12 protein-coding genes and 1 tRNA gene are annotated in these 13,895 nt (G+C 51.7%); all 13 read left to right on the top strand.

The genetic code is table 11. The features are described from left to right. Positions 1 to 117: 117 nt before the first annotated feature. The 13 genes from NFS35_RS10305 to fliJ all read left to right on the top strand — a co-directional run bounded on the left by NFS35_RS10305 (position 118) and on the right by fliJ (position 13,895). Complete coding sequence (locus tag NFS35_RS10305; protein WP_251207133.1) at positions 118 to 828, top strand: response regulator transcription factor; 711 nt, start codon at positions 118 to 120, stop codon at positions 826 to 828. Further along, on the top strand, positions 791 to 3,403 hold the full coding sequence (locus NFS35_RS10310) for a sensor histidine kinase (protein ID WP_251207045.1): 2,613 nt from the start codon (positions 791 to 793) through the stop codon (positions 3,401 to 3,403). Before NFS35_RS10305 ends, NFS35_RS10310 begins: the two co-directional genes overlap by 38 nt. 215 nt (positions 3,404 to 3,618) lie before the next feature. Next, positions 3,619 to 3,690 (top strand) — tRNA-Glu (locus NFS35_RS10315). A gap of 162 nt (positions 3,691 to 3,852) precedes the next feature. Then, positions 3,853 to 5,946, top strand: a complete 2,094-nt coding sequence (gene topA / locus NFS35_RS10320) for a type I DNA topoisomerase (protein WP_251207046.1) — start codon at positions 3,853 to 3,855, stop codon at positions 5,944 to 5,946. A 143-nt stretch (positions 5,947 to 6,089) separates the two neighbouring features. Then, positions 6,090 to 6,881 (top strand): GTP-sensing pleiotropic transcriptional regulator CodY, encoded by a 792-nt coding sequence (gene codY, locus NFS35_RS10325; protein WP_251207047.1) that lies wholly within the window; start codon positions 6,090 to 6,092, stop codon positions 6,879 to 6,881. Between the two features lie 292 nt (positions 6,882 to 7,173). After that, positions 7,174 to 7,563, top strand: coding sequence for a flagellar basal body rod protein FlgB (gene flgB, locus NFS35_RS10330; protein ID WP_251207048.1), 390 nt, complete (start codon positions 7,174 to 7,176; stop codon positions 7,561 to 7,563). Between the two features lie 19 nt (positions 7,564 to 7,582). After that, positions 7,583 to 8,047, top strand: coding sequence for a flagellar basal body rod protein FlgC (gene flgC / locus NFS35_RS10335; protein WP_251207049.1), 465 nt, complete (start codon positions 7,583 to 7,585; stop codon positions 8,045 to 8,047). Between the two features lie 43 nt (positions 8,048 to 8,090). Then, a complete protein-coding gene (fliE, locus tag NFS35_RS10340) occupies positions 8,091 to 8,444 on the top strand; it encodes a flagellar hook-basal body complex protein FliE (RefSeq protein ID WP_251207050.1) in 354 nt (117 codons plus the stop codon). A gap of 80 nt (positions 8,445 to 8,524) precedes the next feature. Then, on the top strand, positions 8,525 to 10,141 hold the full coding sequence (locus tag NFS35_RS10345) for a flagellar M-ring protein FliF C-terminal domain-containing protein (protein ID WP_251207051.1): 1,617 nt from the start codon (positions 8,525 to 8,527) through the stop codon (positions 10,139 to 10,141). Positions 10,142 to 10,166: 25 nt separating this feature from the next. After that, complete coding sequence (gene fliG, locus NFS35_RS10350; RefSeq protein WP_251207052.1) at positions 10,167 to 11,189, top strand: flagellar motor switch protein FliG; 1,023 nt, start codon at positions 10,167 to 10,169, stop codon at positions 11,187 to 11,189. A gap of 22 nt (positions 11,190 to 11,211) precedes the next feature. Beyond that, positions 11,212 to 12,021, top strand: coding sequence for a FliH/SctL family protein (locus NFS35_RS10355; protein WP_251207053.1), 810 nt, complete (start codon positions 11,212 to 11,214; stop codon positions 12,019 to 12,021). Between the two features lie 57 nt (positions 12,022 to 12,078). Next, positions 12,079 to 13,386, top strand: a complete 1,308-nt coding sequence (fliI, locus tag NFS35_RS10360) for a flagellar protein export ATPase FliI (RefSeq protein WP_251207054.1) — start codon at positions 12,079 to 12,081, stop codon at positions 13,384 to 13,386. A gap of 35 nt (positions 13,387 to 13,421) precedes the next feature. Next, a complete protein-coding gene (gene fliJ / locus NFS35_RS10365) occupies positions 13,422 to 13,895 on the top strand; it encodes a flagellar export protein FliJ (RefSeq protein WP_251207055.1) in 474 nt (157 codons plus the stop codon).

Consider the following 13,895-nt stretch of genomic DNA (forward strand, 5'->3'; position numbering starts at 1 on the left):
TCGTAAGAAATATGTAAGAAATACCACAGGAATTTTGTAAAAAATAAAATATATTCTGAAAACAGCTCAGAGATACAGCAACAGAACACAAGGCTGCGGAAAGGCATGGGAGACGAAATGGGCGAACGCGTATTGGTAGTGGACGACGACAGGGAAATAGTAAAAGCGATTGATATCCTCCTGAGAAAAGAGGGCTATGAGGTGCTGAAAGCTTACGACGGTCTTCAGGCGCTGGATATCCTTTCCAGAGAGTCGGTTCAGCTGGTGCTGATTGATGTGATGATGCCGAAACTGGACGGTCTGTCGGCCCTGATGCGCATCCGGGAGAAGCAGAATATCCCCATCATCGTCCTCAGCGCGAAGAGCGAGGAGACGGACAAGGTGCTGGGGCTGTCCATGGGCGCCGACGACTATGTGGCCAAGCCCTACAATCCCCGGGAGCTGGCGGCCCGGGTGAAGAGCCAGCTGCGCCGCTATACCAGCTTAGGCGACATCCATGCCGGGAGCAGGGCCAGCGAGATTAAGAACGGCCGCCTGCTCTACAACATCGAGGAGAGGATTCTCTACGCGGATGGAGAGCCCGTCAGGCTCACGGCTACGGAGACCAGGATTGTCGACCTGTTCATGCGAAACCCCGGCCGCGTGTTCCCCGCGGAGGAAATCTACCGCAGGGTGTGGGAGGAGGACGCCTTTGCCTCGGAGAACACCGTCATGGTGCATATCCGCCGCATCCGCGAGAAACTGGAGCTGAATCCGAAAGAGCCAGAATATATAAAGGTGGTGTGGGGCATTGGATACAAAATGGAAAAACAGGAAAAAAGGAATTAGCTTTCTCGTCTTCTTTCTGGGAATCAGTCTGGCGCTGGGGAACATAGCGGCTATCTTCAGGGACAGGCCCTCCGGGGTGCGGATCTGGCAGCTTCAGAGGCTGCTTCAGGATGATTATCAGGAGAGCGGCAGGTTTCGGGCGTATATGACGCACCGCCTGGAAGACTTCCTGATCATGGCCACAGGCGGAGAGGGCCTGTGGGGCATATGGGGGTATGCTGACGGTACCTATTATGGCGGCTATGACAGGGATTATTATTACAGCGATTATGGGGACTATTACGGGGACTATTATGAAGAGTACTGGAACGGTTATACCGAATTTCAGGAGGCGGTTCGGGAAATGGGCTATCCACAGGAGGCAGAGGAGGATTCCGCGGATTCCGGCAGTGTTTCTTCCATGTCTGTAGAAGAGCTGGCAGATTATCTGGAGGGCCTCGAAAAGATGCAGGATGATTATCTGGAGCTGCTGGACATGATAGGCGATTCGGAGCAGTGGGATTCGGACCAAATGGAAGATTTCAGGTATCAGCTGGAGGATTATCGGGACGGCATAGAGTACTATCTGGGAGAGCTGCAGTCGTATCGTCCAGAATTGGACAGGGAAAGGATGAAGCCCCTCACGGAAGAGCAGAAGCAGATTATCGCCCGGAAGTACCATGAGCGTATCCAGGGAGACAAGAATCTCCTCTATACCGTTGCCTATGACGGCAAGGCGCTCTACAGCAATTCGGATTTTCTTCCCGCAGACGGCAGCATGGCCGCCCCGGAGGGCTATGACTTTGTCCTGTACTTTGACGGAGAAAAAGTCCGGATTCAAAAGGACGGAAAAGAAGTGGACATATATGGGGACGGCTATTACCGCGATGACAGCGACTGGTATCTGCCCGGATACAGGAATTTCCAGGTGGATGAGACCGCAAAGAAAGCGGCTGTCTGCATCGCCGTGGCCAAAGAGCCGGTGTTGTTTTCAGAGGGCGCTTACGGGAACGGCGGAACGAAGCAATATGACAACACGCTCTACTGGATGGACAGAAATTTTCGGGACAGGCAGCGGAATCTCATCAGGGAATTCAAAGGACTGGCCATTGGCATTGTGCTGCTGTTTGCGGCTTTCCTTTGCAGAAAGAGCAGGCAGGAGGCGGCAAAAAGCATTGCGCGATTCCAGGCAAGAATATGGATGGAATGTAAGCTTGTGGTGTTCCTGCTTTTCTTCTGCGGGATATACCTGTTTTTGCTGGTCTTCCTCATAGACGGCTCCGGCTACAGCCTGCGGGAAGAGATGGCGGATATAGTCCCTCCTCTGCTCTGGGTGGCGCTGTTCTGGGGGATATGGCTTCTCTGGAACGATTTACGGCATAATAAAAAAATATGGCGCCGCAGCCTGATTGCAGAACTGTACAGGACTTTTTCCGCAAAAAGCCTGAACCAGCCCCTGGCCCGGAAAATAGCGCGCAGGAACAGGACGGTCTTCCTGACGTCCCTGGTGTATGGGGCGCTGATGACAGGGGAATTTCTGCTGATTTACTCAGACTGGCGGGATGAGGGGATCCGGATCGCTGTACTGTTTCTGGTCATCCTTGAAACAGTTCTGTTCCTGACGGCCCTGTATCTGACCGGGGCGAAGAATATGAAAGCAGCCCGGGAGGTGGATGTCCTTTCCGGCCGCATCGCCCAGATACGGAACGGAGATTACAGGGACAGACAGGCGATGGACAGCACCGGTGTATCGGCGAACAATACCGCATACAATGACGCCGGCTGGCCCCGGAATGTGGAAGAATCAGCCGGTCAGAATCTGGAGCCGGTGATGGCTCAGCTTGAGGATATCCGCCACGGCATGGCAAAGGCTGTGGACGAACAGATGAAGAGCGAGCGCATGAAAGTGGAGCTGATTGCCAATGTGTCCCATGATATCAAGACACCGCTGACTTCTATCATCAGCTACGTGGAGATTCTCAAGCAGGAGGAGGGACTGCCGGACTATGTAAAGGATTATATCAGAATCCTGGATGAAAAGTCCCATCGGCTGAAAAACATGGTCCAGGATGTGTTCGCGGTGAGCAAGGCCGCCTCAGGGGAACTGCCCGTGCAGATGGAGGAGCTGGATTTCGGAAAGCTGCTGCGCCAGACCCTGGCGGACATGGAAGAGCAGATTGCGGACAGCGATGTGACTTTCCGCACGGAAATACCGGAAGAGCCTGTGATGATCATGGCGGACGGCGAGCGCTTGTACCGGGTCTTCCAGAATCTGTTCCAGAATGCCATCAAGTACTCCCTGGAGGGTTCCAGAGTATACATTACCCTGCGGACCGATGGACAGCTGGCGGTGGCCAGCGTCAAGAACACTTCCCGCCAGGAGCTGGAAAAGGAAAAAGACTTCGCGGAGCGTTTTGCCAGAGGCGATGCGAGCCGCACCGACGGCGGCAGCGGCCTGGGACTTTCCATCGCCCAGAGCTTCACCGAGGCCTGCGGCGGCCAGTTCTCCTGGGAGACGGACGCGGATCTCTTTGTAGTAAAGATTGCTTTCCGAATCCTGCGGCCATATATCGCTCCGAAAGAGACAGCACAATAGAAAAGAAAATCCGGCAGAAACTCAGGCGGCTGGCAGTTCTATCCCGGCGGCCGCCGCCGTTTTACTGCCGTTTATCCCCGGAAACTTTCGTGAAAATCAGAAAAACGAAAAAAATAAAAAAATTTGAAAAAAGTACTTGCATTCTGCCTGAAAGTGTAGTATTATAATCAAGTACCGAGGCGGTGATGAAAATCACAGAGCGGTTTACAGAAAATGGCTGATTGGTCAAGCGGTCAAGACGCCGCCCTCTCACGGCGGAAACAGGGGTTCGATTCCCCTATCAGCTGCTAATTCAAAAGAATAGTTCTGTTTTGGAAAGTGCTGAAAACCATTTATAAATGTTTCAGCATTTTTTTCGTGAAAAATGCCTCTTGCATATCTTCCCCTTTCGAGGTATAGTTATTCACGTATGCAAAACAGTGCGCAAGTAAAGCAGAGGAACATTTATTATGGCAAAATATCTGGTAATCGTAGAGTCACCTGCGAAAGTGAAGACCATCAAGAAATTTTTAGGCTCCAACTATCAAGTGGCCGCCAGCAACGGACATGTCCGTGACCTGCCCAAAAGCTCGCTGGGAATAGATGTGGAGCATGATTATGAACCGAAGTATATCACCATCCGGGGAAAGGGGGATATCCTGGCAAATCTGAGGAAAGAAGTCAGAAAGGCCGAGAAAATCTACCTTGCCACCGACCCTGACAGAGAGGGGGAGGCTATCTCATGGCATCTGCTCTATGCCCTGAAGCTGGAGGAGAAGCAGCAGGGGAAAAAAGTCTACAGAATCACCTTCAATGAGATTACCAAAAACGCCGTGAAGGAATCTCTGAAGAACGCCAGGGAGATTAATATGAATCTGGTGGACGCCCAGCAGGCTCGCCGCATGCTTGACCGCATGGTGGGCTACCGCATTTCCCCTTTATTATGGAAGAAAGTCAAGAGGGGCTTAAGCGCCGGCCGGGTACAGTCCGTGGCGCTGCGCATCATCTGCGACAGGGAGGAGGAAATCGATGCCTTCATCCCGGAGGAGTACTGGTCCCTGGACGTGAATCTGGATGTAAAGGGCGAGAAAAGCTTTGTCTGCGCGAAATACTACGGCACAGTGGATGAGAAACGCGGTATTTCCTCCAAGGAGGAAGCAGATGCCGTCATGGATTCCCTGAAAGGGGCAAAGTACACCGTGAAGGAGGTCAAAAAAAGCGGACGGCACAAAAAGCCGCCTCTTCCGTTCACCACATCCACGCTCCAGCAGGAGGCCAGCAGGGCGCTGAACTTTTCCACCCAGAAGACCATGCGTCTGGCCCAGCAGCTCTACGAGGGTGTGGATATCAAGGGAGAGGGCACGGTGGGCCTGATTACCTACCTGCGTACAGACTCCACCCGCGTCTCCAAGGAAGCCGAGGACATGGCGGCGGAGTTCATCGCTGCTAAGTACGGTAAAAAATACCTGAACAATACCGCGGGAGAGAGGAAGAACAGCCAGAAGATACAGGACGCCCACGAGGCCATCCGCCCCACGGATTTAGGGCGGATTCCGCTGGAAATCAAAGAACAGCTGCCCAGGGACCTGTTCAGGCTCTACCAGCTGATCTGGAAACGTTTTGTGGCGAGCCGCATGAGTGCAGCGGAATATGAGGCCACATCCGTCAAAATCCAGGCGGCGGATCAGATTTTTATGGTGTCCGCTTCCACATTGAAGTTCGACGGATTTTTAAATGTATACAATCCTGTGGATGAAGAGAAAGAAGAGAATACCCTGACCGTAGGCCTTGGCAAAGAAAGCGTCCTCACTTTCAGGTCCTTTGACCCGAAGCAGCACTTCACCCAGCCTCCGGCCCATTATACTGAAGCTTCTCTGGTGCGCGCGCTGGAAGAACTGGGGATAGGGCGTCCCAGCACCTACGCGCCTACCATCACTACTATCCTGGCCAGACGCTATGTGGTGAAAGAGGAGAAGAACCTCTATGTCACCGAGCTGGGCGAGGTGGTGAACCATATGATGAAAGAAGCGTTCCCCTCTATCGTGGATGTGCATTTCACTGCCAGCATGGAGGCGCTGCTGGACAGCGTGGAGGAAGGCAGCGTGAAATGGAAGACAGTGGTCTCCAATTTCTACCCGGATCTGGACGAGGCTGTGCAGTCCGCGGAGAAAGAACTGGCAGAGGTCTCCATTGCCGATGAGGTCAGCGATGAGGAGTGCGACCTCTGCGGCAGGAAGATGGTGATCAAATACGGCCCTCACGGAAGGTTCCTGGCCTGTCCCGGATTCCCTGATTGCCGTAATACCAAGCCCTATTTCGAGAAAATCGGCGTGGCCTGCCCCAAGTGCGGCAAGGACATCGTGCTGAAGAAGACGAAGAAAGGCAGGAAGTACTATGGCTGTATCGACAATCCTGAGTGCGACTTCATGTCATGGCAGAAACCCTCGGGACAGAACTGTCCCCGCTGCGGTTCGCCGCTTTTGATCAAAGGAAATAAGCTGGTGTGCAATGATGCCCAGTGCGGCTACCACATTTTGTCTGAATTGTCAAACAAATCTGTGTAAATGCGAAAATTTTAGCTGTTTGTGGATTGTAATCTGATTTTATTTGTGATATGATAGGATTGCATGTGAAACAGGCGGTCAGTTAAGGATGCGCTGCCATCCGCGGACCGTGTTATGCGTGGGACAAAAGCGGAGGAAAGTGAATGAGTAGCGTACAGCTTCTGGATAAGACCAGGAAAATAGGTAAACTATTGCACAATAACAATTCCAGCAAAGTCGTGTTCAACGATATCTGCAAGGTGATGCGCGAGATTCTGGAGTCCAATGTACTGGTCATCAGCCGCAAGGGTAAGGTGCTGGGTGTGGGGAAGTCAGAGGGAATCGATTCCATCACCGAGCTGATAGATGAGAATGTGGGCGGCTTTGTGGATGCGATGCTGAACGAGAGACTGCTGGGAGTACTTTCCACAAAAGAGAATGTGAATCTGGAGACATTGGGATTCGAGAGTCCGGATATCCGGAAGTTCCAGGCAATCATCACGCCGATAGAGATTGCGGGAGAGAGGCTGGGCACGCTGTTCATATACAAATGCGACAGGCAGTATGAGATAGACGATATCATCCTGTGCGAATACGGAACTACGGTGGTGGGGCTTGAGATACTCCGGGCCATCAATGAGGAGAGCGCGGAGGAGAGCCGCAAGGTGGCGGTAGTGAAATCCGCAATCAGTACGCTGTCCTTTTCCGAGATGGAGGCCATCACCCATATCTTCGACGAGCTGAACGGCATGGAGGGGATATTGGTGGCCAGCAAGATTGCGGACAGAGTCGGGATTACCCGTTCGGTCATCGTCAACGCTTTGCGCAAGTTCGAGAGCGCGGGAGTGATTGAGTCCCGCTCTTCGGGCATGAAGGGTACCTACATTAAGGTGCTCAACGATGTGCTGTTCGATGAGATAGAGGATCTGAAGCGTCAGAACCAGCACAAGCAGTGAGATTACGACAAATGAGCTACATAGCCAAAAGGATTTGGGTGGCCGGGAGGGCCGTAGATGTAGAGGAGAGATAAAGGGATTTATTGAATGAGGCAATAAGTCCCTTTTGCATGTTCTGTGATGCCGCGCGTGTGTTATTTCGAATGCGTATATGGGAAATTTAGTAATTTTGCTTTAAACTATTGTTTTTTCAGAGAAAAACACTATAATAGATTATTGTAGGGATAGCAGGCTCGTGATTTTATATTGATTACATAGATATAATGTGATGTGAAGCAGAAAGGAGAAGATTATGTTTCAGTCGAATGTATTCGATTATGTGAACGTACTGGACAGAGCGGCGGATGCTAGTTGGATGCGCAATGAAGCAATCGGGAATAACCTATCCAATGTAGACACGCCGGGATATAAGAGACAAGATGTGGCGTTTGAGGATGTATTGAAGCAGGCTCTGGGCAGGAGCAGCTACCGTTCTATGGATGCGAAAGTATCATCTTTAAATCTGAAGAGGCTGGAGGGACGGGTCTACACGGATCATGCGAGCTTTTCCTACCGTGTGGATGGGAACAATGTGGATCCGGATACGGAAGGCGTCATGCTGGCACAGAACCAGCTGAAATATCAGGGACTCATAACCAGTATCAATCAGGAATTCACCAATCTGCAGACAGTGATGAAGTAAAAGAAGAGGAGATAGGAAAATGGGTTTGTTTTCTGCTTTCAACATTAATGCCTCCGGCCTGACGGCGGAGAGATACCGTATGGATATTATTTCGGAGAATGTGGCCAATGCTAATACCACGCGCACTGCAGACGGCAGTCCTTACCGCAGGAAAGTGGTTTCCTTTGAGGAAAAGAGCGAGAGGAATATGTCCTCTTTCAGCCATGTATTCGGCAAGGCTATCCACGATCATGCTTTTATGGAGACTACAGGTACAGGCGTCAGGGTGTCGGGTGTGTACCATGATTATGTCACGGAGATGAATATGGCGTATGACCCCTCCCATCCGGATGCGGACGAGAACGGCTATGTGACATATCCCAATGTGAACATCATCACTGAGATGACCAATATGATAGATGCCAGCCGTGCCTATGAAGCGAACTCCACGGCATTCAATGCCAGCAAGGCCATGGCGCAGAGAGGGCTTGAGATAGGCCAGTAAAAGCGTCATATAAATCGATAGTGAAAGAGGGGCATACAATAAAATGGATATAACAGCAATAACAGGTCTGACAGGGGTGCCCGGTCTGACGGGCATATCCGCAGATAAGGACGTGGAGCGCGCATCCCTGACCGGTACGCTGACGGACAAAGAGGAGAAAGTGGGAGGCAGTCTGTTCGATGCGTTCCTGAACAGCGCCATTGATAATATAAAGACTACAAACGCTTATCTTTCCGATGCGGAGGATGAGCAGATTAAGTTTGCCATGGGCGAGACGGAGAATTTCCATGACCTGACGATTGCCCTGCAGAAAGCGTCCGCAGCTCTGCAGTATACAGTGGCTGTCCGGGACAGACTGCTGGATGCCTATAAGGAACTGATGCAGATGCAAATCTGACATATGGCCCGCTCCCGTGTAAGAAATGTGCGGTGGGCATGAAAGGCAGGGAATTTAGAAATGACTAGGAGAGAAGCACCATGGCTGACAAGCTAAAAGAGATACCCGGTAAAGCACTGGAGTGGTGGAATAAATTTACGAGCAGACAGAAGACGATTATCATTGCGATAGTGGCAGTCGTGATATTCACTTTTGCCATTATCGTATATACTTTTTCAAGACCCCAGTATACAAGGCTGGGAACCTATGAGAGCAGTACCACCGCTGCAGAAATCGTTAAGATATTGGATGATGCCGACATTACACATAGAGAGAGCGCTGATGCGATGACCATCGATGTGCTGACCAGCCAGCTGTCCCAGGCTAATCTGGCCATTGCCACGGAAGGATATGTGCCGGACAGCCTGAAGTATACCGATATCGTAGAGACGGGCATGTCCATCACGTCATCGGACCGTGAGAGCATGCAGACGGAATACATAGAGCGCGGGCTGGAGAACATGTTCGCCAGGACAATGCCGGTAAAGGATGTGGCTATCAAGATAAACAGGCCGTCCAATTCCGGAAGACTGAGCGATTCCGATACGGATTCCTTTGCCACCATCACGGTGACGGTGACAGATGACTTCAATGCGGCCAATGCCACTGCAATGGCAAAAGCGGCTGCTACAGCGCTGGGCAATGACAGCACAGCGAATATAACAATAGTGGATCAGAACTGGAATCTGCTGTTCGCAGGGGGAGACGATTATTCCACCATGGGAATCGCCAGTTCCATGCAGGAACTGCAGACCCAGGCAGAAGCCATGGTGACGAATCAGGTGAAGAAAGTCCTGATTGGCACGAAACAATTCAATGAGGTGGAGGTGAGCAGTCATCTTTCTGTTGATTTTTCAGAGTACAACAAGAGGGTGACTGAGTACTCTGCCCCTGACGGTTATACCAACGGCATGCCATCCCATGAGGATACGCTCAGCTTTGAGAGTGACAATAGCACAGGGGGGATACCGGGCACGGATTCCAATACGGAGAATCTGACGGGATATGATTATCTTGGGGCGGGAGGCGGAACCACCTCCCAGGAAGAACGGTCCGTGGACTATCAGAACAATGTGTCCGACACCAGTACCATCACACCGGCCGGAAGCATTGACTACGATAATTCTTCCATATCTGTAGCACTGATTAAATATCGTGAATATTATGAAGAGAATGTAGAGAGACAGGGGCTCTTAGAAGGAATCTCCTGGGAGGACTTCAAGGAAGCCAACAGGGACGACATCAAACGGGAAGTGGATGAGGATGTGGTCCAGATGGTGGCCTATGCCAGCGGAATCGATGCCAGCAGGGTCGTGGTGGTTTCCTATGAGTCCCCCATCTTCTATGATAAGGAGGATTTTTTCGAGGCTGTCAGCAGCACGGATATCCTGAGCATCGTGATGATTATATTGATTCTGGGCCTCCTGGCTTTCGTGATACTGCGCAGCATGGTATCGAAGAAGAAAGAGGCCGTGGAAGAGGAACCGGAGCTGTCCGTGGAGGATATGCTTCAGTCCACGCCTGCGGAGCCTGAGATAGACGACATTGATGTGGAGACCAAGTCCGAGACGCGCAAGATGGTGGAGAAGTTCGTGGATGAGAATCCCGAGGCTGCCGCGAATCTGCTGCGCAACTGGCTGAATGAGGACTGGAATTAATGGGAGATAAAAGCGAGGTACGGATATGCCAAATAGTGCGACAAGCGAAATGGGAATCAGAGGGGTGCAGAGAGCTGCTATCCTCCTGATTTCTCTGGGGCCGGAGCGCTCTGCCGGTATTTTCAAGCATTTAAAAGAAGAAGAGATTGAGGAGATGACGCTGGAGATAGCCAATATCAGAAGCGTGACTCCCCAGGTGAAAGAGGCAGTCATCACGGAATTCTATGAGCTGTGCCTGGCCCAGCAGTACATTGCGGAGGGCGGTATCGGCTATGCGAAAGATTTGCTGGAGAAAGCTCTGGGAGCAGAGAAGGCTATGGATGTCATCGGCAAGCTGACGGCATCTCTGCAGGTGAAGCCTTTCGAGTTCGTGCGCAAGACGGATGCTACCCAGCTTATCAACTTCATCCAGGATGAGCACCCTCAGACCATCGCCCTGATATTGTCCTATCTGTCACCGGGGCAGGCGGCTCTGGTGATGTCGGCATTGCCTCCCGAGAGGCAGGCCGATGTGGCCAGGCGTATCGCCGTCATGGACCGCACCAGCCCGGACATCATCAAGGAGGTGGAGAAAGTGCTGGAGTCCAAGCTGGCAAGTCTCGTGAACCAGGATTATACCATCATCGGCGGCGTGGACGCTGTGGTGGAGATATTGAATACAGTAGACCGCGGAACGGAGCGCCATATCATGGAGACTCTGGAAGTGGAAGCGCCGGAATTGGCGGAAGAAATCAGAAAGAAGATGTTCGTGTTCGAGGATATCCTGCTTTTGGACGACAGAGCTATCCAGCGCGTGCTGCGTGATGTGGAGAACAACGATTTGACCATGGCCATGAAGAGCACTAAGGACGAGGTGAAGGAGGCAATCTTCAACAACATGTCCAAGCGTCTGGCGGTCATGATTAAGGAAGATATGGACTTTATGGGCCCTGTGCGTATGAAAGATGTAGAGGAGGCCCAGCAGAAGATTGTCAATGTCATCAGGAAACTGGAGGATGCCGGTGAAATTGTAATTTCCAGAGGTGGAGGTGACGAAATCGTTGTCTAGTAATCTGGTGAAACAATTTTTCATGACATTGCCTGAAGAGGAAGAAAAGCTGGTCATCGATAACAATGACCGTATCCGCAGAAGGCTGGAAGCCCTTTCCAGAGGGGATTCCGGGGATGGATTCGTATCCGGCCTTGCTATAGCGGATGTGATAGAAGCGCCTGAGGATGTGAGCGGCAATGTAATCAAGGCACAGGATGAAGCCAGGGAGCTTCTGGAGCAGGCAAAAGCGGAAGCGGAGGAGACGCTTTCCCAGGCCAGGGCCCAGGCGGAGAGCATTTTAGCAGAGGCCAGAACTCAGGCCGAGGCTGAAAAGCAGCAGGTGCTGGAGCAGGCAAAGCAGCAGGGGTACATGGAGGGCATGAGCAGAGCCCAGGCCCATGAGGGCGCCATGGAGCAGGAATATCTGGAGAAGAACCGGGCGCTGGAGGAGGAATATCAGCAGCAGATAGATATGCTGGAGCCGAAGATGGTAGAGACGATTACTGCAGTCTATGAGCATGTCTTCCATACGGAGCTTTCTTCTTATCGGGAGATACTGACAGCCCTGATTTCTGATGTGTTGCATAAGCTGGAGGGAAGCAGGAATTTCATCATCCACGTATCAAAGGATGATTATGCATATGTCAGCATGCAGAAGAAGCAGATACTGGCCGGCGCTGTATCGGAGAGCACCACTGTGGATGTGGTGGAGGACGCTGCAGTAGCAAGGAATGAATGCATGATAGAGACAGAAAACGGCATTTTCGACTGTGGACTGGGCACTCAGCTTTCGGAACTGAAAAAGAAGCTGATGTTGCTTGCCTGGTCAAAGGGTGAGAAGGACTTCTAGGGCGTCAGGGTACGCCGCTTAAGAAATTCTAAGTCTCACACTGTGGAGGAGGATGGTTTGCGGCAGGTTACTGTGGACTTCGCAAAATATAATAGATTGTCCGAAGGTTTTTTTTATAAGAAGAAAGGCAAGGTAGTCAATGTGGTAGGTCTGACTATCGAGTCGGCCGGACCTGACGCGAGACTGGGTGATATCTGTGAGATAGCGCCGGAGGGCGGAGAGAAGCCTATTCTGGCGGAAGTGGTAGGTTTCAAGGACAAGAAGACCTTGCTGATGCCTTATGACTCCGTGGACGGCATCGGTCTGGGATGTATCGTGGAAAATACGGGTAATCCTCTCCGGGTGCCGGTCAGCGATGCGCTGCTGGGCAAGACTCTGAACGGATTGGGGATTCCGGTGGACGGGACACATTTTGACGGTGTACCGTATCTGGTGGAGGCGGCGCCTCCTGACCCCATGAGCAGGAAAATCATCGATTCCGTGCTGCCGCTGGGGGTAAAGGCTGTGGACGGCCTGATTACTGTGGGCAAGGGACAGCGTATCGGCATTTTTGCCGGTTCCGGCGTAGGGAAGTCTACTTTGATGGGAATGTTCGCCCGCAATACCAAGGCGGATATCAATGTTATCGCTCTGATTGGGGAGCGCGGCAGGGAAGTGCGCGAATTCATAGAGCGCGATTTAGGGGAAGAGGGAATGAGGCGTTCGGTTGTGGTGGTAGCTACTTCGGACAGACCGGCCCTGGAGAGGAATAAGGCGGCCAAGACAGCCACAGCCATTGCGGAATATTTCCGGGACAGAGGCAAGGATGTGCTTTTGATGATGGATTCCCTGACCCGTTTTTCCATGGCACAGAGAGAAATCGGGCTTGCCAGCGGAGAGCCGCCGGTGACCAGAGGATATCCCCCCAGCGTATATTCGGAGATGCCAAAGCTTCTGGAGCGGGCCGGATGCGCGGCCAGAGGTTCCATCACAGGCCTGTATACGGTTCTGGTTGACGGCGATGATTTCAACGAGCCCATTACCGATACGGCCAGAAGCATCCTGGACGGCCATATCATGCTGGACAGGAAACTGGGGCATAAGAACCATTATCCCGCCATTGATATCCTGCAGAGCATTTCCAGATGCATGTCCCAGATAGCATCGAAAGAGCACAAGCAGGCGGCAGGAAAACTGAAAAATGTCCTTGCCACTTATAACGAGGCGGAGGATTTGATCAATATCGGCGCATACAAGAACGGCAGCAATCCGTCCATTGACTACGCCATATCAAAGATTGAGGCTGTGAACCGTTTCCTTTGCCAGGATGTGGATGAGAAATTCACGTTCGAGGACAGCGTGAATATGCTGCAGAAGCTGTTCTGACAGCAGGAAAAGTCTGATTCTGTGGAGGGAACGAGATGGCAAGATTCCGGTATTCCATGCAGAGCATTCTGAATATAAAGCTGAAGATGGAGACGCAGGCCAAGCAGGAATTTTCCGCTGCCAGAGCCGCTCTGGACGAAGAGGAAGAGCGGCTAAAGGCTTTGTATGACAGGAAAAGCAGCTATGAGGAGACGGGGCTAAAGCTGCTGTCAGGCACGCTGAAGCTTCGGGAAATCAATGAGAACAAAATGGCAATTCGATGTATGGAGGATTACATAGAAAAGCAACAGATTAACGTAAATATGGCGGAAGAGAATCTGGAGAGGGCCAGGGAGAAGCTCACGGAAGTGCGTATGGAACGCAAGACCCATGAGACATTGAAAGAAAAAGCTTTTGAAGCCTTTCTCATGGAGGAGAAGAGGCAGGAGAGCAAGGAGATAGATCAGCTGACCAGCTATACCTATGGCCAGCGCAGAAGTGAGGAAAGCGCAAGAAGCGTATCCGTTTAG

Source organism: Acetatifactor aquisgranensis (assembly GCF_943193215.1).
GTDB lineage: Bacteria > Bacillota > Clostridia > Lachnospirales > Lachnospiraceae > Acetatifactor > Acetatifactor aquisgranensis.

Excerpts from the sequence above, each read along its gene's own strand:
- flgB (WP_251207048.1), top strand. The coding sequence starts at position 7,174 with ATGTTTCAGTCGAATGTATTCGATTATGTGAACGTACTGGACAGAGCG.
- fliE (WP_251207050.1), top strand. The coding sequence starts at position 8,091 with ATGGATATAACAGCAATAACAGGTCTGACAGGGGTGCCCGGTCTGACG.
- codY (WP_251207047.1), top strand. The coding sequence starts at position 6,090 with ATGAGTAGCGTACAGCTTCTGGATAAGACCAGGAAAATAGGTAAACTA.
- fliG (WP_251207052.1), top strand. The coding sequence starts at position 10,167 with ATGCCAAATAGTGCGACAAGCGAAATGGGAATCAGAGGGGTGCAGAGA.
- flgC (WP_251207049.1), top strand. The coding sequence starts at position 7,583 with ATGGGTTTGTTTTCTGCTTTCAACATTAATGCCTCCGGCCTGACGGCG.
- NFS35_RS10355 (WP_251207053.1), top strand. The coding sequence starts at position 11,212 with ATGACATTGCCTGAAGAGGAAGAAAAGCTGGTCATCGATAACAATGAC.
- fliJ (WP_251207055.1), top strand. The coding sequence starts at position 13,422 with ATGGCAAGATTCCGGTATTCCATGCAGAGCATTCTGAATATAAAGCTG.
- NFS35_RS10345 (WP_251207051.1), top strand. The coding sequence starts at position 8,525 with ATGGCTGACAAGCTAAAAGAGATACCCGGTAAAGCACTGGAGTGGTGG.
- NFS35_RS10305 (WP_251207133.1), top strand. The coding sequence starts at position 118 with ATGGGCGAACGCGTATTGGTAGTGGACGACGACAGGGAAATAGTAAAA.
- topA (WP_251207046.1), top strand. The coding sequence starts at position 3,853 with ATGGCAAAATATCTGGTAATCGTAGAGTCACCTGCGAAAGTGAAGACC.